Here is an 18,570-nt window from a genome sequence, read left to right as displayed (position 1 = left end):
CGTGTTCGAGCATTTCAACTACTGGATGGCCGTCTTCCTGATGATGGCCGGCTTCTACACCGTGATCGCGCGGACGAACATGGTGAAGAAGCTGATCGGCCTCAGCATGTTCCAGACCGCCGTCTTCCTGCTCTACATCAGCATGGGCAAGATCCGGGGGGCGACTGCGCCCTATCTGATCGACGGCGTGCCCTTTTCCGAGAACACCTACTCCAACCCGCTGACCAGCGTGCTGATCCTGACCGCGATCGTGGTCTCGATCGCGACCACCGCGGTCGGCCTCGCGATCGTGGTGCGCATCCGCGAGGCCTACGGCACCGTCGAAGAGGACAAGACCATCGCCATGGACATGGCCGACGAGCGTGCGGAAGACGCCATGCCGCCGACCATCCGCGAGGCCAAGCGCCGGCTGGGCTGGCTGCCCCGCAGCGCCACGCCGCGCGTGACGCCCCCTGAGCCCGCGAAGCAGGCCGCCCGCCCGGCGGCGGCACCCCGCCCGCCCGCGCCCAAGCGCGGGCCGATGAGCCGCCGCAAGAGCGCGCCCCGCAAAGGGAAGGGCCGTCCATGAGCCTGGTCACCCATCTGCCGGCGCTCCAGGTCGCCACGCCCCTGGTCGCCGCTCTGTTCGTGGCCATCGCCGGCCGGCGCAGCTTCGCCTATGCCGTGCTGGTCCTGGTCAGCCTGGCGAGCTTCGCCAGCGCCGTCACCCTCACCATCGAGGTGCTGAACCAGGGGCCGATTTCCTATGAGATGGGCGGCTGGGCGCCGCCCTGGGGCATCGAATACCGCATCGACCTGCTGACCTGCCTCGCTTTGCTTCTGGTCTCGGGCATCGCCGCGATCTGCGCCCCCTATGCCCCCGCCTCGATCTCGGCCGAAATCCCCGCGAAGCGCATTCCCGCCTTCGTCGCCATGTACCTGCTGGCACTTGCCGGCCTCTCGGGCATGGTGGCGACGGGCGACGCCTTCAACATCTACGTCTTCATCGAGATCACCTCGCTGTCGACCTATGCGCTCGTCGCCATGGGGCCGGACCGGCGTGCGCTTTCCGCCGCCTTCCAGTACCTGATCATCGGCACGATCGGCGCGACCTTCATCCTGATCGGCATCGGCCTGATCTACATGATGACCGGCACGCTCAACATCGCCGATCTGGCTCAGCGCCTGCCGGCGGTCGAAGGCAGCCGGGTGGTGGTCGCGGGCTTCGCCTTCCTGGTGATCGGGCTTGCGATCAAGATCGCGCTCTTCCCGCTGCATGTCTGGCTGCCCAACGCCTATGCCTTCGCGCCCTCGCTGGTTTCGGCCTTCCAGGCGGCGACCGCGACCAAGGTCGGCATCTATGTGCTGCTGCGCTTCATCGTCTCGGTCTTCGGCGCCTCTTATGCCTTCGAGGCCATGCCGCTCGGCTGGACGCTGATCCCCTTTGCGGTGCTGGCGATGTTCGCGGGCTCTCTGGTCGCGATCTTCCAGGTCGACGTCAAGCGCCTGCTCGCCTATTCCAGCGTCGCGCAGATCGGCTACATCATGCTGGGCCTGGCGCTGGGCAATCAGCACGGCGTCTCGGCCGCCCTCATTCATCTGGTCAATCACGGCGTGATGAAGGCGGCGCTGTTCCTGGCGCTGGGCCTGATCGCCGTCCGCCTGGGCGGCACGCGGCTTGAACATCTCCAGGGGCTGGGCCGGACCATGCCGGTCACGGCGGCCGCGATCGTGATCGGCGGGCTCAGCCTGGTCGGCGTGCCGCTGACCTCGGGCTTCATCAGCAAGTGGTATCTGGTTTCGGCGGCGCTCGATGCCGGCATGTGGCCGCTCGCCGTGCTGGTGATGGCAAGCTCGCTGCTGGCGGTGATCTATGTCTGGCGTCTGGTCGAGACGATGTATTTCCGCGCACCGGTCGACGGCGCTGTCGAGGCCTGCGCGGGTCCGTCCAATCCCTGGCTGGCCTGGCCGGCCTGGTTCGCGGCGGCGCTCTGCATCTATCTCGGCATCGACACCAGGGCAACGGCCGGGCTTGCCGAGCTTGCGACCCGCGCCCTGATCGGGGGGGCCTGACGCCATGACGCCTGAATTCCTGCTCGTCGCGTCACTGCTCTCGCCGGTGGCGGGTGGCATCCTGATCCTTGCCGCCGGCCGCTCGCCGGGGGCACGCGACATCCTGATGGTGGCGGCGGCGGTGGTCACCGCCGTCTTCACCCTGATGCTGGCGGCCCGGGTGCTGGACGGCGCCCGGCCCGTGCTCACCCTGCACGAGCTGATGCCCGGCCTGCCGATCGGCTTCGCGGTCGAGCCCCTGGGCATGATCTTCGCCGCCGTCGCCGGCACGCTCTGGCCGATTACCGCGGTCTATTCGATCGGCTATATGCGCGGGAACCACGAAGCGCATCAGACCCGGTTCCACTTCTGCTTTGCGCTGGCGATCGTCAGCGCGCTGGCGCTCGCCTATTCCGACGGCCTGCTGTCGATGTTCATCGCCTACGAGGTGCTGACGCTCTCGACCTATCCGCTGGTCACCCATTCGGGCACCAAAGAGGCGATGAAGGCCGGCCGCACCTATCTGGGCATCCTGCTCGGTACCTCGATCGGCTTCCAGCTGACTGCGATCATCGGTGTCTATGTCCTGGCCGGCACGGTCGCCTTCACCGCCGGCGGCGTGCTGCCCGATGGCCTGTCTCCCGCGCTGCTCGGCCTGCTGCTCGGCCTCTTCGCCTATGGCATCGGCAAGGTCGCGCTGATGCCGCTCCATGCCTGGCTGCCGGCCGCGATGGTGGCGCCCACCCCGGTCTCGGCCCTGCTGCATGCGGTGGCGGTGGTCAAGGGCGGCGCCTTCGCGGTGGTCAAGGTCGTGGCCTACACGCTGGGCGCCGACCGCCTCTCGGCCGCCGGCGCCAATGACTGGCTGGTCTGGGTGGCGGCGGCCTCGATCGTGGTCGCCTCGTCGATCGCGCTCACCCAGGATCACCTGAAGCGCCGCCTCGCCTATTCGACCGTCAGCCAGCTGGCCTATGTGACACTGGCGGCGGCGATCATGGCACCGCTGTCGCTGGTGGGGGCGGCCATGCACATCGCGGCCCATGCGGTCGGCAAGATCACCCTGTTCTTCGCCGCAGGCTCCATCCACACCGCCGCCCATAAGGACTATGTCAGCCAGCTGGACGGCATCGGCCGGCGCATGCCCTGGACCATGGGCGCCTTCGCCCTCGCCACCCTGTCGATGATCGGCCTGCCACCGGCGGTCGGTTTCACCAGCAAATGGTTCATCCTGGAGGGCGCGGTCTCACGCGATCAGTGGATCGCGGTCGCCGCCCTCGGCGCCTCCACCCTGCTGAACGCGGCCTATTTCCTGCCGATCGTCTGGCGTGCCTTCTTCCGGGCGCCGGTCGCGGCGAAATCGGTGGGTGCCGCCGCCCCCCATGGTGCGGATGGCCACCACGATCATGGTGAGGCGCCGCTGCCGATGGTGCTGGCGATCCTGACCACGGCGGGGCTCACCTTCCTGCTGTTCCTCTACCCCGACCCCGTGCTTGCGCTGGCCGAGGCCATGGCCGGCACCGTCACACAGGGAGGCCTGCGTTGACCGGTCCCATTTCCCCACGGCTGCAGAAGACCGGGCTTGCCGTCGCGGGCGCGGTGCTGATCCTGGCCGCGCTCGCCGAACTCGCCATCCATCGTCACGGCTATCTGGGCTTCGACGGGATCTTCGCCTTCCACGCCTGGTTCGGCCTGATCGCCGGTGGTGTGGCGGTGGTGGGCGCCCGCGCCCTCGCCCTCTCCCTCGGCCGCCCGGAACAGACGGAGGCGGAGGATGACTGAGCCCGGCCTCTTCGCCACCCTGCCGCCGGCCACCCTTCTGCTGCTCGGCGCCCTGCTCACCGCTCTGCTGCCCCGCAGCCTGCGCGCCCTGCCGGTGATGGCAGCCCCTCTGGGCGTGCTGGCGGCAGCCTGGCTGCTGCCCGACGGTGCCGGTGCCGGCCATGCCTGGCTCGATCAGGTTCTGGTTCCCGTCACCGTCGATGCGACCGGCCGGGCCTTCGCCACCATCTTCGCGCTGGCGGCCCTCGCCGGCGGGCTCTACGCCCTGCCCCGGGCCTCGACCACCGAACTGGTCGCGGCCCAGGCCTATGGTGCGGGGGCGGTCGGTCTCGCCTTCGCGGGCGATCTGCTCACCGTGCTGGTGTTCTGGGAAGTCCTCGCCATCGGCTCGACCGTGGTCATCTGGGCCGCCGGTACCGAACGCGCGCGCCGGGCCGCGATGCGCTATCTGCAGATCCATCTGGCCGGCGGCATGATCCTGATGATCGGCATCGTCGGCCACATCACCGGCGGCGGGGCCAACACGCTGGCCGCACTCACCGCCGACATCGATGCCGGCAGCTGGGCCGCCTGGTTCATTCTGGCGGGGGTGGTGATCAATGCCGGCGCCCCGCCGCTCTGGGCCTGGGTGTCTGACGCCTATCCCGAGGCCTCGTCCACCGGCATGGTGTTCCTGTCGGCCTTCACCACCAAGGCCGCGGTGCTGGTGCTGATCCGTCTGTTCCCGGGCGCCGAGGTCCTGGTCTGGACCGGTATCGTCATGGCCGCCTATGGCGCGCTTTATGCGGTCATCGAAAACGATCTCCGCCGGGTGCTGGCCTTCTCGATCGTCAGCCAAGTGGGCTTCATGGTCACCGCGGTCGGCGTCGGCACGCCGCTGGCGCTGGCCGGCGCCTCGGCCCAGGCCTTCGCCCATATCCTCTACAAGTCGCTGATGGTGATGGCGGCGGGCCATATGGTCGCCGCCACCGGCCGGCGCCGGCTGGCCGATCTTGCAGGCATCGGCCGGGCCATGCCGCTCACCTGGGGGGCGCTGCTGCTGGGCGGGCTCGGCCTTGCCGCCGCCCCACTGACCGCCGGTTTCGTCTCCAAGGGCGTGATCCTCTCGGCGCTGGGCAAGGATGGGGCCGGCATCGCCTGGGCCGCCCTGGTCGGCATCGCGGTCGTCTCCACCGTTTATGCGGCACTGAAGCTGCCGGTGGTGCTCTGGGGCACGCGGCGGATCCAGCACGGCGGTCGCGGCATCGGGGATCCGGGCGTGACGCAGATGCTCGCCATGGGCTTCATGGCGGCACTGGTGGTGGGCATCGGCGTGGTGCCGGGCACCCTGCTCGGCCTGTTCCCGGCCTCGGCCGATTATGCCGTCTTCACCGCCGACCATCTGATCACCCAGGTCCAGCTGCTGGCAGCTGCCGCCATTGTCTGGTTCGTCGCCGCCACACGGCTGGCGCCGGGCCGCGGTATCACCCGCGATTTCGACTGGGTCTATCGCAGCTTCCTGCCCCGGCTGGCGGCGGAATTCGCCATCCATGGCGATCCGCTGCGCAGCGGCCTCGCGAAGCGGATCCGCCATCGGATCGATTTCGTGATGGCCGGTATCTTCAGGATCCATGGTCCCGAGGCACCGCTGGCCCGCGACTGGCCGACCGGCGGCACCGTGCTTGGCATCACGGTGATGCTGGGGGTCTGTCTGGTGGTCTATTACGCCGCCTGACCAGCCGGCCCCCGCTACTCCCGACGCCCCGCCGACCCTGTCGGCGGGGCGTCGTCGTTAAAAGACGCCGTTTGCAATGCCGCCATGCCGCCGCCGCGCTGGTCGCCGGGGGGCTTGCGGCGCTAAGGTTTGCGAAAGGGTCGGTGCCGTATCATTCGCAGGCCCCCCTCACATCGACATGCACAGAGCATCCGTCATGCTGCGTCCCGCACGTCCCACAGACGCCGCCGCGATCGCCGACCTCGTCGCCATGGCCGACCCCAAAAGCATCGGCGGGCTGACCGGGATCGAAGATCCGGTTCAGGCAATGGAAGCCTTCCGCACCCTGATCCGCGGCAGGTCCGGCGTCGCCTCGCATCTTTATGCCCGCGTCTTCGAAGAGACCGGCCGCCCCATCGGCGTGGTCGTGGCCTATCCCGGCCGCCTGGTTACCGGCCCCGCCGTCCCGGCAGAGGCGCGGGTGACCGAGGCCGACGAGTTCTACATCGACAATGTCGCGGTCTTCCCCGAACACCGCGGCCGCGGCATCGCCCGCCGGCTGATCGTCTCGGCCGAAACCGCGGCACGCGGCAACGGCTTCCCCGCCGTCTCGCTGATCGTCGACGAACGCAACCTCGCCGCCCGCGGCCTCTATGAAAAGCTCGGCTATGCGGTCTCGGGCCGCGCCGTGGTGCGGGGGGAAAGCTTCCACCGCATGCGCAAGCCGCTTGTCGCCGACCAGACCGCGCCCCGCGCCGTGGCGCTCGCCTGATGAAGCCAGGCCCGGCATCGCAGGCTGGCGGCACGCGCATCTGGCCCCGCCGGACCCGGGCTGCCGCCGTGGTCATGCTGGCGGCCGTGCCGCTGGTGCTGCTCGCCTGGCTGTTCAAGACACCGGGCTGGGGGCTGGCCGCAGGCATTGCGCTGGCCGCCTATCTGGCGCTGACCTGGCAGGATCTGCGCCGCCCCACCCGCCGGGTGGTCGGTGCCATGCTGGCGATCGGCTGGGCGGCGCAACTGGCCACGGGTGCCGCGCCGGATGACCTGATCCGGGCGCTTTCGGCGAATGCCATCGTCGGTGTGCTGATCGTCGCCTGCGGTCTGCTGGCGGTGCCGGCCGCAAGCCCGCGCTATGTTGCCGAACTCACCCGGCTGGTCTCGGGGACCGAAGGTCGCCGGCCGCCGCTCGGCCGGCTGGCCCTGGTGTTCTGGACCGGCCATGTGCTGGGGGCGCTGCTCAACATTTCGGCGCTGTCGGTACTGCTGCCCGCATTGGGCGGTGCGCGGGCGCGCGATGGCCGGCTGATGCGCAGCCTGCATCGCGGCTTCGGCCTTGCCGGTTTCTGGAGTCCGTTCTACGCGACGGTCGCGATCGTGCTGATCGCCTATCCGGGGGCCGGCTGGCCGGGCCTGCTGGCCGCCACTTTGCCGATCATCCCCGCAGCCTTCCTGCTCGACATGGGGGCGGCCCTGCGCCATGGCCGCACCGCCCTCGCCCGTTCGGTCGAAACCGCCGTGCCGGAAGACGAGGCGCCCTTGCCGTCGGGGCCGCGTCGGCGCGGGCCGTCGCTCTGGCTGGCGGCGGGCGGGCTCGCGGCCCTCGGCATCGGCCTCGACCTGGTCATGCCCGGCCCGACGCTGGTCTGGGTGATCGTGGCGGCACTGGCCGCGGCGCTGATCTGGATGATCTGGGCCAATGGTACCGCGGCCACCTGGGACCGGCTGATCCGCCCGCGGCTGATCGGCCCGCCGGGCATGACGCTTCAAGCCAACGAAATCGCGGTCTTCGCGGCGGCCGGGCCGCTGGCTGCCGGCCTGGCCGCGATCCTGGCCCCGGCTGCCGGCAGCATCTCGGCCGTCGCCGATGCCATGCCGCTCTGGCTCGCCATTCTGGCGGTCGAATTCGTGATCTTCGGCCTGTCACATCTGGGCGTGCACCCGGTCGCCTCGATCCTGCTGGTTGCAGGCGCCCTGCCGGCCGAGGTCGTGGCCGGTCGCGAGGCGGTTTTCGCGGGGGCGAGCCTTGCCGGCTATACCCTCACCCTGCTCGCCTCGCCCTTCAGCGTGACCGGCCAGGTCTTCGCCAGCCTGACCGGCGCCAGCCCCTGGAACCAGACCGTCACCCGCAATATCGGCTATGCCCTGCTGCTGGCACTGCTCGCCGCCTTCTGGCTGGATATCGGCGCCATGGCGCTGGTCGGAGCGATCAGCTGACGGCCTGCATCCTCAACGGGGGCCCTGGCCCTCGCGCATCCGCAGCCAGCCGCGCACGAAGCGCCAGACCATCCAGATCCAGGCGATCGCCAGCACCACGAAGCCGATGACGACCACGGTCAGGGCGGCGCCGATGATGTTGGCGATCACGCCGAACCAGAAGGTCTCGACCAGATAGCGGTAATGCGCCCGTTCCGTGGTTTCGGTGTCGAGCATGAAGAAGCGGACATGGGCGATGATGCTGGCCACCACCAGCGGCAGGGCGGTCAGCATGCCCAGCAGATGCAGGCCGTAGGTCACGGTCAGCATCACCTCGGCCTGATGGGCGGTGCGATCGTCCGCGCCGGGCCTGAGTTCGAATTTCGGTGCGCTCTGGACCATGCTGATCCGGGCTCCCTGCGATCGGTGTGGCGGCATCACGCGAAGCGCTTGGCTTCGCGGCTGCTTCGGGCGAAATGTAGGCATGGTCGCGAGCCATCGCCAGCGTCCCGATGCATCAGCCCCTCAAACACCCCCAGAGGAGCCCTCTCCGGCCATGTTCCTGCGCACCGTCACCGCCGCCCTCACCCTTGCCATGCTGATCGCCCCGGCAGCACAGGCCGACATTCCGCCCGCCCTGCTCGATGCCGCCCGCGATGCGAAGGTGGTGCTGCTGGGCGAGCGTCACGATCATGCCGGCCATCATCTGATGCAGGAGGAAACCTACCGGGCGCTGATCGCCGCCGGCCGCCGGCCGGCGCTGGTGATGGAGATGTTCAGCCGCGACGCCCAGCCGGCGATCGATGCCCTGCTGGCCGGGCTTGGCAGCAGACCCGATCAGCGGGCACTGGATATTGCGCTGGAACGGATGCCGCAGGTCTCGGGCTTCACCGCCGGCGGCTGGCAGGACTGGAGCGCCTATCGCCCGATCGTGGCGGTGGCGCTGGAACACGGGCTGCCGGTCCGGGCGGCGGACTGGCCGCGGGAAACCCGGCGGACCCTGGCGATGGACGGCTGGCAGGCCCTGCCCTCGGGCTTCGTTGAGCATTTCGCGCTCGACGAGCCGGCGGAGCCCGATATCGAGGACGGGCTGACCCGGGCGATCGTCGAAGGCCACTGCGGCCATGCCCCCGGTGCTGCGCTGGAAGGCATGGTCCGGGTGCAACGGGCTCGCGATGCCGGCATCGCCGGCGCCGCACTCGACGCCCTGGCGGTGCCTGGGGTGGATCAGGCGCTGGTGATCGCTGGATCGGGCCATGTCCGCCGCGATCTGGGGGCACCTCTCTATCTGAAGGCGGCCGCCCCCGAACTGCCGGTTCTGGCGATCGGCCTGGCCGAGACCGGCGAGAGCGATGCCGCCCCCGATCTGCGTCCGGCCCGCGACGACGAGCCCTTCGATCTGATCTGGGTGGCAGAGGCCCAGCCGCGCGAAGACCCGTGCAAGGCCTTTGCCGACCAGCTGCGCAACATGAAGCGCCCCTGAACCCGTCAGCCCGCGCGAGCCGCAGCTTCGCGGGCGGCTGCCGGATCGAGCAGCAGCGAGGTGACGTCGAGCGAGGTGCGCAGATCCCGCCGCGGCCCGCCCAGCAGATGGGCATACATGAAGGCGTCCCCCAGGCGCACGATCGCCTCGGCCAGCACGGGGATCGGCAGCCAGGGGGTGAAACGGCCGGCGGCCTGCTCAGTCGCCATCACCTCGCCCAGCAGCCGCGCCGAGCGGGTCTCGATCGGCCCCATCGATGTTGCCAGCCGGATGAACAGCAGCGGTTCGCGCTGTACGAAGATCTTGAGCGGCTCGGCATCGAGCACGTCGGTCATGAACCGGTTGAGCAGCGCCACGATGCCGGGCACCCCGGTTTCCCGGATATCGCGCTGGGCGCGGCGGAAGCTGTATTCGGTGCGATCGGCCAGCACCAGCCCCAGCAGCCGGTCGCGATTGCCGACCCGGCGGTAGAGCGTCGCCCGGCCGACGCCGATCTCGATCGCCAGATCCGACATATCGATGGCCTCGCCGCGGGTGTAGCGGCGCACGGCCGCCTTTACGACCTCGGCCTCGGCGGCATTGCGCGGGCGGTCGTCTTCCAACCCGCCTTCGGAAAGGCCGGGCGCCTTCGCCGCCTTCCCCCGGGCGGAAGTCGGCCGCGCCGTTGCGGTGCGGCGGGATCGTGTCGGGGATGCGTCGTTCATCTATCCTGCCTGTGGTCGCCGCCGATGCGGATCCGATGCCCCTGGCCGAAATCGCGGCCGGCACCGAGACAGTGTATCACGAAACTCCCCGTGCCTGGGAATTGCGGGCGATCAATCGGCCATCGGCCGGCCACGGTTGCGCTTGATCGCCCCCCGCTTGGTCTTCTCGTCCATCCGCCGCCGCTTCGCGCCCAGCGACGGTCGGGTCGGGCGACGCAGCGGGTCGCGATGACGGGCCTCGGCGATCATCCGGCGCAGCCGATCACGCGCATCCTCGCGGTTGCGCTCGCGGCTGCGGAACCGGTCGGCGAGCAACACGATATCGCCCTCGGCCGTCGCCCGGCTGCCGGCCAGCGCCAGCAGGCGACGCCGGGTCTCGTCATCGCCCACAAACTGCGCCACGGCCACCCGGAAGCGCAACCGGACGGCGGTCGACACCTTGTTCACATTCTGCCCGCCGGGCCCGGAAGCCAGCAGATAGCTCTCCTCGATCGCCGCCTCGTCGAGGCGGACGTTCCGGGCGGCGCGGTCGAGATCATCTTCCCTGAGACTCATGGCCCCAAAATGGCGGCAGGGGGTGCGGCATGCAAGTGATGCCGCACCCCCGCTCATCGCCATGTTCACACCGGTGTCGTCAGGCCCGCACCGTCTGCAGGAAGTCCTCCACCTGCCGGCGGAGATCCTCGCCGTTCCGCCCCAGATCGCCCGCGGCCGAGAGCACCTGACTGGCGGCGAGGTCGGTTTCCCGGGCCGCCGCGGTGACGCTGCCGATATTGCCTGAGACCTCCACCGTACCCTGGCTCGCTTCCTGGACATTGCGCGAGATTTCGCGGGTCGCCGCCCCCTGTTCCTGTACGGCGGCGGAGATGGCGGTCGAGATCTCGTTCACCCGGTTGATCGTCGCGCCGATCTCTTCGATCGCCTGGGCCGAGTCGCGGGTCGCGTCCTGGATCGAGCGGATCTGGGCGGCAATCTCTTCGGTCGCCCGCGCGGTCTGCACCGCCAGCGTCTTGACTTCAGAGGCCACCACCGCGAAGCCCTTGCCGGCTTCGCCGGCGCGGGCCGCCTCGATGGTCGCATTCAGCGCCAGCAGATTGGTCTGGGAGGCGATGTCGTTGATCAGCTGCACGACATTGCCGACCTTCTGCGCCGCCTCGGACAGGTTCTTCACCCGCAGGCCGGTGGCATCGGCCTGGCGCACCGCCTCGCCCACGATGCCGCTCGACTGGTTGACCCGGTCGCCGATCTCGCCGATGGCGGCCGAAAGCTGCTCGGCCGCCGCCGCCACGGTCTGGATGTTCTGGCTGGCCTGTTCGGTCGCGCTGGCCGCGGCGGTGGACCGCCGGCTGGTCTCGTCGGCCGTGACGCTCATGGTCTCGGCTGTCGACCGCAGCTCGGTCGCAGCCGACGTCACCCCGTTCAGAACCCCGCCGACCGAGGCTTCGAAGCGGTCGGCCATGTCGCGCATCGCCTGGCGCCGGGCCGCTTCTGCCGCCGCCTGGTCCTCGGCACGCTGGGCGATGTTGCGCCGCAGATCCCCCTGCATGCGGGTCAGCGCCGTCGCCAGCCGGCCGACCTCGTCCTTCTGATCGATCGTCAGGCTCTGGTCGAAGCGCCCTTCGGCAATGCCGTCGGCAAAGCCGGCGCAGGCGCGGATCGGCCGGGCGATGCCGCGGGCGGCAAGCGCCACCACCAGGATCGCGCCGAGCACCACCGCAAGCCCGCCCCCCAGCGAGACCAGCGTGTCGCGCGTCGAGCGCTCCGCCATATCGGCGCTGAGCGCATTGACCGAGGCGAGCGCCACATCCCGCGGCACCGAGATCACCACCGACCAGGGCGTTGCGGTGTCGCCGAAGCGGATCGGCGAGAAGACATCGATATCGGGATGATCCGGACGGTCGAGCACCGTCGCCTCGGCGGCGCGGATCACCTCAAGCCCGTCGGTCCAGGCATCGCCTGCCGCGGTCACCGGCTGGCCGATCGCCTCAGGCGCACCGCTATCGGCCACGATCAGCCCGGCATCGCTGATGATCGCGACCCGGCTTCGGCCGTCATAGAGCGCCTTCGATACCTTCACCGCCAGCGCCTGGATGAAATCCAGATTATAGTCGGTACCGGCCACGCCGCGGAAACGGCCGTCGATCATGATCGGCACCGACAGCGTCGCCAGGAAGACCGGCTTGCCCTGCACGATATAGGGCAGCGGACCCAGAATGTTCTCGCGGCCCGTCTCGGCCGGGCCGATATACCAGCCGCCCTTGACCAGACCGTTGGGATGACGGTCGCTGCTGTCGTATTCGACAAGCGGCTGGATTGCGATCCGGCCGTCGGCGCTGCGGGTCCAGTAGGGCAGGAAACGGCCGGTCGCATCCGACCCCTGCTCGCGGGCGCCGCGGAAGCCGACATCGGCGCCGTCCAGGGCATCCGGCTCCCAGGCCGAATAGGTGCCGTTCAACGCCGGATCCTGCGCCAGCGCCCCGCGGAGCACGGTGTTCAGCTGGTCGCGCCGCTGCCCGGCCGGCGTGCCCGCCGGACCATCCGTGGCCAGCACCGCGAAGCTGCGCGCCAGCGTCCGGGCGGTATCGAGCCCGACTTCCAGCTGGGCCTTGATCGCCGCCGCCTCGGTCGCTGCCCGGTTTTGCAGCGCCGCCTTGGTCTGGCCATCGACGATCCCGAGCACGCCCTCGGTGACATAATCATGCGTGTTGCGCGCCGACACCAGGCTGAAGCCCACCAGCACCGCCACCGTCGTCGCAAGGCACAGCCCCGCGGTCAGCGCGATCCTGGCCTGCACGCTGGTCAGCCGCCCCGACAGAACAGACACCATCTCTTCCCCTCCATGCCGCACCTGAATCAAATCCTGGTACATAAAGTATTCGACGCTCGGAAACCCGCCTTGATCGACATCAAATGATCTTCATTAACAAATAGTTAGCTCCATTTCCAACTCAACCTCACATGGACAAAGGACTGCAAATATCTTTGAATATCATATGATTTGATATGTTCAGCATGAATGCCTGACATTTCCCCAAAAGAGCAAGATGAAGAAATGACATGGCACTTTTACGCCCTGGTAAGGTCGGCGCCGTATTCTGAAGCGGACGTTTTTATGAACTTCCCGGGACGCCTTCTAATGAAGCTCGCACACAAGATCCTGGCGCCGGTCGCGATCCTTGCCGCCATCGCCATCCTGATCGCCCTCGCCGGCATGGTCGGCCTGACCCGGATGGGTGATGCCGCCCACCGTATGGCCACGGATTCCGACATGGTGATCAAGACATCGGAACTCAGAAGCGTCAGCCGGGCACTGCAGCGCGATGCGCTGAACCTGATCTTCGAACCCGAAGCCGGCCGCGCCTCGATCGCCAGCCGCTTCGATGGTCGCGTCGAGACCATGGAGGCCCAGTTGCTGGCGATCGAGGCCGTGGCCGGCGACCGCGACCGTCGGTTCATCGGGCTGCAGCGCGAGGTGATCCGGGCCCTGACCCGCGTGCGGGAACTGGCGCTGGCGGGGGAGACCGATGCGGCGCATCAGGCCTTCATCAACGGCGTGCGTCAGGCAGAGCGTGCAGCATCGGAGCTGACCGACCCGATGATCGACGACGGCATCGCCGAGGTCGCGGCCCACTCCGCCGGGCTGGAAGACACCCGGACCTCGGTCATGGGTCTGATGCTGGCCACCGCCGTGATCGGCATCCTGGCCGGCATCCTGCTCTCAAGCCTGGTCGCACGCCGCGGCGTCATCGCCCCGCTTGGCCGGATGACCGGGGCGATGGCACGGCTGAAGGCTCGGGATTACGGCTTCGATCTGGCCGATGCCGGCCGCAGCGACGAGATCGGCGCCATGGCCGCCGCGGTCGCGACCTTCCGCGATGCGATGCAGGAAACCGACCGGCTGCAGGCCGAACAGCGCGCCGCCGAAGAGCGCACGCTCCGCCGCCTGGCCCGCCGGGCCGAGCTGGTGAAGGAATTCGTCGACGGCATGAACGGCCTCTCCGCCCGTCTGGCCGACGAGGCCAGACGGCTGGAGTCCGATGCCGGCGCGCTGTCGACCGCCGCAGCCGAGACCAGCCGGATGACCACCAGCACCAGCACCGCCACCGACCGCACCACCGCCAACGTCCAGACCGTGGCCGCGGCGACCGAGGAACTTTCGGCCTCGATCGGCGAGATCAGCGCGCGGGCGAACGAAACCGCCTCCACCTCGGGCAGCAGTGCCAGCGAGGCCCGGCGAACCGCCGATCAGGTCAGCCGGCTGCGCCGCACGGCCGAAGAGATCGGCCAGGTGGTGGCACTGATCACCGACATCGCCGCCCAGACCAATCTTCTGGCGCTCAACGCCACGATCGAGGCCGCGCGCGCCGGCGAGGCGGGCAAGGGCTTCGCGGTGGTCGCCGCCGAGGTGAAGACGCTCGCCACCCAGACCGGGCGGGCGACCGAGGAGATCCGCGCCAAGGTCGCCGCGGTCCAGACCGCCACCGACGGCGCCGTCGCCTCGATCGAGCGCATCGTCGGGATGATCGGCGAGATCAGCAGCATGACCACCTCGATCGCAACCGCGGTCGAAGAACAGTCCGCCGCCACCGGCGAGATCACCCGCAACGTGCAGGAAGCGGCGAACGGCACCGAACAGATCCGCCGGGATGTGCAGGTGCTGGACCAGACCGCCACCCGCACCCACGACATCGCCGGCCGGGTCGGCGGCTTCTCGACCGAGGTTTCGCGCCGGTCGGGCGAGTTGCGCGATCTGGTCGCGGGCTTCGTCAGCCGCCTGTCCGAATCGGAAGCGGCGGCCTGAGCGGGCGGGCCATCGCGGCCAGCCGCCGGACCCGCTCCGCCGTCGCGGGATGGGTCCGCAGCAGGCCGGGCCCCTGGTGGCGCAGGCGGAAGATCGCCTCCCAGGGCCCCGACCGTTCCAGCGCCAGCAGGGCGGATGCCAGTGCCGCCGGCTCCCCGGTCAGCCGTGCCGCCTCAAGATCGGCCGCAAACTCGCGGGTGCGGGAGAGCGCCAGCTGCATCAGCCCCACAAGCCCGGGGGCAGCGATCAGCAGCAGCACCGCCGCCCAGGGCACGGTCACGGCACCCAGCAGGATCAGCGGCAGATTCAGGGCCAGCAGGGCGATGCCAAGCCAGGCCATCAGCCCGGTGATCCGCCCCAGCCCATCGGCCAGGCGCATGATCGCAAGATCGCCATTGGCGATATGGGCCAGTTCATGGGCCAGCACCGCCACCAGTTCCGGGGGCGTCAGCCGGCGCAGCAGGCCGTCGGTGATCACCACCACCGGCACGCCGTCATCATCGAGCGCAAAGGCATTGGGCTGGCGCGCCGGGCACCAGCAGAGCCGCGGGCGGGACGCGAGGCCTGCGCGGCCGGCCAGCGCCGTCAGGGCGTCGTGGATCTCGGGAAGCGCGGCATAGGGGATCGGTCGGGCGCGGTGGGCCCGCAGCACCAGCCTGGCCGGCAGCCCCGGCAGCAGCAGGGCGGCGGCCGCCGCACCGGCCAGCCCCCACAGGATTCCGTCGGCGCCCCAGACGATCCAGCTGGTGAGGCACAGGACAAGCGCCATGCCCGCGACCAGAAGAACCGACCAGGCGAGATTACGCAGAACCTGGCGTGTGCCCGCCATCCGTCACCTCCGCCGGGTCATACTCCCCCCGAAGGGCGATCTGGGGGAAGGCCGACGGCGGATCAAGAGGGTGCGGCCGGCGATCCGCGGCGGGGGGCGAAGACCCGGGTCTGCCGGCGCGGCCGGGTCAGCCCCGGCAGATCAGCCCCCAGGGCATCGGCGAGCGTCGGCCCCTCGGCACTGACCAGACGGCTGGCCTCAGCCTCGGCGCGGCCGACATGGCGCAGCCGTTCCGGATGCCAGGGGGTGGGGGCGACATCGGCGGCATGGCGCGGCGCCTCGGTGCGCCGGCGGTCGCGCAGCAGGGCGCGGACCAGGGCGCGCGCTGCGCGCGGATCCAACCCGTCGGGCCCTGCCATCTGCGGGCGCGGCTGCGCCATCGGCTGGGGTAGCGGCCGCTTGCGTGCAGCGGCGGCGATTTCCGCCGCCAGCCCGTCGGGCCGCCGCGCCTTGGGCGCCTCGGCAGGCGCCGCCCCCGGCCGGCCGACGATACGGTCGGCGACCTCGTCACGCCGGACCCGGCGGCCCGGCTCCCACCGTGCCGGACGGCCGGGACTGCCTGCGGGCGGTACGTCACCCGCCGCCCCCCGGCCCGTCAGGCCCTGCGGCACCGGCGGCAGCTTCACCTGCGGCTGGGCCGGCGGCAGGGGCGGCGACACCCGGTCGCGGGCGGCGCGTCGCTCGATTTCGGCCGCGGCCGCGGCCGACATGCCGCTGCGCGTGCGTTCCGACAGGCCGCGCAGCTCGCGTCCCAGCATGTCGAGTTCGATCTCGCTGCCGATGCCGCCGTCCCGGGCCAGACGCCAGGTCTCCAGCCCGCCGATCAGCGCGTTCAACCGGTCCAGCTCCAGGCTGCCGAGCCCCGCCCAGACCGTTTCCATGAAACGTTCGACCATCGGCGGCAACGGCCTGAGCCTGAGCGTCGCGGCATCGACCCTGAGCAGGTCGGGCGCGCGCGGGCCGACATCGGTGACGACGAAGACCGCAGGCATCAGCCGGCCGCGGCCGGCTGCGGCGAATTGTCCGAGGGCCAGGAAAAGCAGGGCGTGAAGCTTGGCCGGGGCCAGGATACGGCCGTCATTGCGAGCCCTGAGCATCAGCCAGCCGGCAACGTCGTGGCTGCTCTCGACAGCGATCCGCATGGTCTCCCGCCCCTCTGCAGTTTCCGCAGGCATGCCCCCTTGCAGGGTCAGTATAGGGTGCCCAACTTAACCGCGACTTAAAATTTGCAGCGAAACGGGCTGACTGAAGCGCCGGGGCTGCGGCCCAACCCGGCATGACAGTTTTTAGAATTCTTCTAAAAAGGCTCTTGCGCTGCCCCGCACCGACTGATATACCCGGGTCGACATCGATTGGAACCGTTCTAAAACGAACCGGACGGTTCCGGCGATCAAGACCCAGAGTTGCCGCCCCCAGGCCGGATGTCCGGGGGCATCCTCCAGAAACGAGAGGCAGGATCCATGCTGACCATCGGTGATAAGTTCCCGTCGTTCAAGGTCAAGGCCACCGTGTCGACCGACCTGAAGAGCGCCTTCACGGAGATCGACGAGAACACCTATGGGGGCAAGTGGAAGGTCTACTTCTTCTGGCCGAAGGACTTCACCTTCATCTGCCCGACCGAGATTGCGGCCTTCGGCAAGCTGAACGGCGAGTTCGAAGATCGTGACGCCGTCGTCCTCGGCGGCAGCACCGACAGCGAGTTCGTGCACCATGCCTGGCGCGTCCACAAGGAAGAGCTGAACGACCTGCCCTTCCCGATGCTCGCCGACGTCAGCCATGCGCTGTGCAACGCTCTCGGCATTCTTCACAAGGAAGAGGGCGTGGCTCTCCGCGCCACCTTCATCGTCGATCCGGACAACATCATCCGTCACGTGTCGGTGAATGATCTCGACGTGGGTCGTAACCCGCAGGAGATCATCCGCATCCTCGACGCGCTCCAGACCGATGAGCTCTGCCCCTGCAACTGGCAGAAGGGCGAGGACACCCTCAAGGTGGCCTGATCCGACGGAACCGGCGGACGGTGCGGGGTTCCGCACCGTCCGCCGTCCCGACGATCCGACGATTTTTCAGCCTGCCCCCTCCGCCCTCCCACCTTATCGTCACCCGGACGGCAGCGTCGAGCCCGGCGGTATTGCGCATGCGCATAGATCGCGTGCAATCTGATCGCGATGAAGATATCTGGCTCCGCAGTCTTCCATTGGCCGCCACGAGCCGCGCGCGCCAGCCCCGCGGCTCCGCAAACATCAGAAATCCCCAGGAGAGTCGAGATGTCGATCGAGCAGCTGCGCGGCGCGCTTCCGGATTATGCCAAGGATCTGAAGCTCAACCTCGGCAACGTGCTGCAGTCGGAGAACCTGACCGCCCAGCAGCTCTGGGGCACCGCCCTCGCCTCGGCGCTCGCCGCCCGCAATGCGACCGTGATCAAGGCGATTGCGGCCGATGCCGACGCCCAGCTCAGCCCCGAGGCACAGAAGGCCGCCCGGGCTGCGGCGGCGATCATGGGCATGAACAACATCTATTACCGCTACACCCATCTGGTGTCGGACAAGGAATACGCCTCCATGCCGGCGAAGCTGCGCATGACCGTGATCGGCAAGCCCGGCGTCGACCATGCCGATTTCGAGCTGTGGTCGCTGGCGGTGTCGGCGATCAATGGCTGCGGCATGTGCATGGACAGCCACGAGAAGGTCGTCCGTGACAAGGGCATCAGCCGCGACGGCGTGCAGGACGCGATCCGCATCGCTTCGGTGATCCATGCCGTGGCCGCCACCTTCGACGCCGAAGAGGCTCTGGCCGGCTGATCTCTGCCGCCGCATCCCCCGGTTTCAGCCCCCCGCCCGCCGGTGCCACCGCACCGGCGGGCGGGGGTTTTTTCGTTCCTGAAGGTTGACATTCCCAGCCGAAGCCCCAAGTCTGGGACACGTTTTCGGACGAACCGCTCAAGGACAATCGGCGGCACGACAATCTTCCGCGATCATTTGATCCCTCTTCCGGCTCATCTGATCCTGAACATGTCACGCCCATGACACGTGAACCTGCCATGATCTTCCGCTAGTC

General features: G+C 69.2%; 17 protein-coding genes. 11 read left to right on the top strand and 6 right to left on the bottom strand.

Annotated features, from left to right (window positions below; genetic code table 11):
• Window position 1: 1 nt before the first annotated feature.
• From P7L68_RS09455 to P7L68_RS09425, 7 genes are all read left to right on the top strand, one after another.
• Window positions 2–568 carry a cation:proton antiporter subunit C gene (locus tag P7L68_RS09455; protein ID WP_372004486.1) on the top strand — a complete coding sequence of 189 codons (567 nt, stop codon included), beginning with the start codon at window positions 2–4 and terminating at the stop codon, window positions 566–568.
• Window positions 565–2,052 (top strand): monovalent cation/H+ antiporter subunit D family protein, encoded by a 1,488-nt coding sequence (locus P7L68_RS09450; RefSeq protein ID WP_372004483.1) that lies wholly within the window; start codon window positions 565–567, stop codon window positions 2,050–2,052. The genes P7L68_RS09455 and P7L68_RS09450 overlap by 4 nt, the downstream gene beginning before the upstream one ends.
• 4 nt (window positions 2,053–2,056) lie before the next feature.
• A complete protein-coding gene (locus tag P7L68_RS09445) occupies window positions 2,057–3,574 on the top strand; it encodes a proton-conducting transporter membrane subunit (protein ID WP_372004480.1) in 1,518 nt (505 codons plus the stop codon).
• Window positions 3,571–3,810, top strand: a complete 240-nt coding sequence (locus P7L68_RS09440) for a hypothetical protein (RefSeq protein WP_372004477.1) — start codon at window positions 3,571–3,573, stop codon at window positions 3,808–3,810. Before P7L68_RS09445 ends, P7L68_RS09440 begins: the two co-directional genes overlap by 4 nt.
• Window positions 3,803–5,524 carry a proton-conducting transporter membrane subunit gene (locus tag P7L68_RS09435; protein WP_372004475.1) on the top strand — a complete coding sequence of 574 codons (1,722 nt, stop codon included), beginning with the start codon at window positions 3,803–3,805 and terminating at the stop codon, window positions 5,522–5,524. The genes P7L68_RS09440 and P7L68_RS09435 overlap by 8 nt, the downstream gene beginning before the upstream one ends.
• A 196-nt stretch (window positions 5,525–5,720) precedes the next feature.
• Window positions 5,721–6,275, top strand: coding sequence for an N-acetyltransferase family protein (locus tag P7L68_RS09430; protein ID WP_372004472.1), 555 nt, complete (start codon window positions 5,721–5,723; stop codon window positions 6,273–6,275).
• Window positions 6,275–7,717, top strand: a complete 1,443-nt coding sequence (locus P7L68_RS09425; protein WP_372004469.1) for a hypothetical protein — start codon at window positions 6,275–6,277, stop codon at window positions 7,715–7,717. Before P7L68_RS09430 ends, P7L68_RS09425 begins: the two co-directional genes overlap by 1 nt.
• A 12-nt stretch (window positions 7,718–7,729) precedes the next feature.
• On the opposite strand, the gene P7L68_RS09420 is transcribed toward P7L68_RS09425, so the two are convergent.
• Window positions 7,730–8,098, bottom strand: coding sequence for a DUF4870 family protein (locus P7L68_RS09420; protein WP_372004465.1), 369 nt, complete (start codon window positions 8,096–8,098; stop codon window positions 7,730–7,732).
• A gap of 154 nt (window positions 8,099–8,252) precedes the next feature.
• On the opposite strand from P7L68_RS09420, the gene P7L68_RS09415 reads away from it, so the two are divergent.
• Window positions 8,253–9,179 (top strand): ChaN family lipoprotein, encoded by a 927-nt coding sequence (locus P7L68_RS09415; RefSeq protein ID WP_372004463.1) that lies wholly within the window; start codon window positions 8,253–8,255, stop codon window positions 9,177–9,179.
• A 5-nt stretch (window positions 9,180–9,184) separates the two neighbouring features.
• Here the strand turns inward: P7L68_RS09415 and P7L68_RS09410 are convergent, their stop codons facing one another.
• The 3 genes from P7L68_RS09410 to P7L68_RS09400 all read right to left on the bottom strand — a co-directional run bounded on the left by P7L68_RS09410 (window position 9,185) and on the right by P7L68_RS09400 (window position 12,710).
• Window positions 9,185–9,781 carry a QsdR family transcriptional regulator gene (locus tag P7L68_RS09410; RefSeq protein ID WP_372004460.1) on the bottom strand — a complete coding sequence of 199 codons (597 nt, stop codon included), beginning with the start codon at window positions 9,779–9,781 and terminating at the stop codon, window positions 9,185–9,187.
• A 213-nt stretch (window positions 9,782–9,994) separates the two neighbouring features.
• On the bottom strand, window positions 9,995–10,438 hold the full coding sequence (gene arfB / locus P7L68_RS09405; protein ID WP_372004458.1) for an alternative ribosome rescue aminoacyl-tRNA hydrolase ArfB: 444 nt from the start codon (window positions 10,436–10,438) through the stop codon (window positions 9,995–9,997).
• 79 nt (window positions 10,439–10,517) lie between these two features.
• Window positions 10,518–12,710 (bottom strand): methyl-accepting chemotaxis protein, encoded by a 2,193-nt coding sequence (locus P7L68_RS09400; RefSeq protein WP_372004455.1) that lies wholly within the window; start codon window positions 12,708–12,710, stop codon window positions 10,518–10,520.
• Window positions 12,711–13,019: 309 nt separating this feature from the next.
• Between P7L68_RS09400 and P7L68_RS09395 the strand changes: the two genes are divergently transcribed.
• A complete protein-coding gene (locus P7L68_RS09395) occupies window positions 13,020–14,684 on the top strand; it encodes a methyl-accepting chemotaxis protein (RefSeq protein WP_372004452.1) in 1,665 nt (554 codons plus the stop codon).
• Here P7L68_RS09395 and P7L68_RS09390 read toward each other — a convergent pair.
• Complete coding sequence (locus P7L68_RS09390) at window positions 14,650–15,513, bottom strand: zinc metalloprotease HtpX (RefSeq protein WP_372004449.1); 864 nt, start codon at window positions 15,511–15,513, stop codon at window positions 14,650–14,652. The two genes, P7L68_RS09395 and P7L68_RS09390, sit on opposite strands and share 35 nt — an antisense overlap.
• 62 nt (window positions 15,514–15,575) lie before the next feature.
• Complete coding sequence (locus P7L68_RS09385) at window positions 15,576–16,655, bottom strand: hypothetical protein (RefSeq protein WP_372004446.1); 1,080 nt, start codon at window positions 16,653–16,655, stop codon at window positions 15,576–15,578.
• 318 nt (window positions 16,656–16,973) lie between these two features.
• Between P7L68_RS09385 and P7L68_RS09380 the strand changes: the two genes are divergently transcribed.
• Together P7L68_RS09380 and P7L68_RS09375 are read left to right on the top strand one after the other, a co-directional pair.
• The gene (locus P7L68_RS09380; protein WP_372004443.1) at window positions 16,974–17,513 is read left to right on the top strand and encodes a peroxiredoxin; all 540 of its coding nucleotides are present in this window, start codon (window positions 16,974–16,976) and stop codon (window positions 17,511–17,513) included.
• Window positions 17,514–17,780: 267 nt separating this feature from the next.
• On the top strand, window positions 17,781–18,314 hold the full coding sequence (locus P7L68_RS09375) for a carboxymuconolactone decarboxylase family protein (protein WP_372004440.1): 534 nt from the start codon (window positions 17,781–17,783) through the stop codon (window positions 18,312–18,314).
• The last annotated feature ends 256 nt before the right edge of the window (window positions 18,315–18,570 follow it).

It is taken from the genome of Tistrella mobilis, assembly GCF_041468085.1.
GTDB lineage: Bacteria > Pseudomonadota > Alphaproteobacteria > Tistrellales > Tistrellaceae > Tistrella > Tistrella mobilis_A.
The sequence above is the reverse complement of the archived record's forward strand: the minus strand, read 5'-3'. Positions and strand labels throughout refer to the sequence as shown.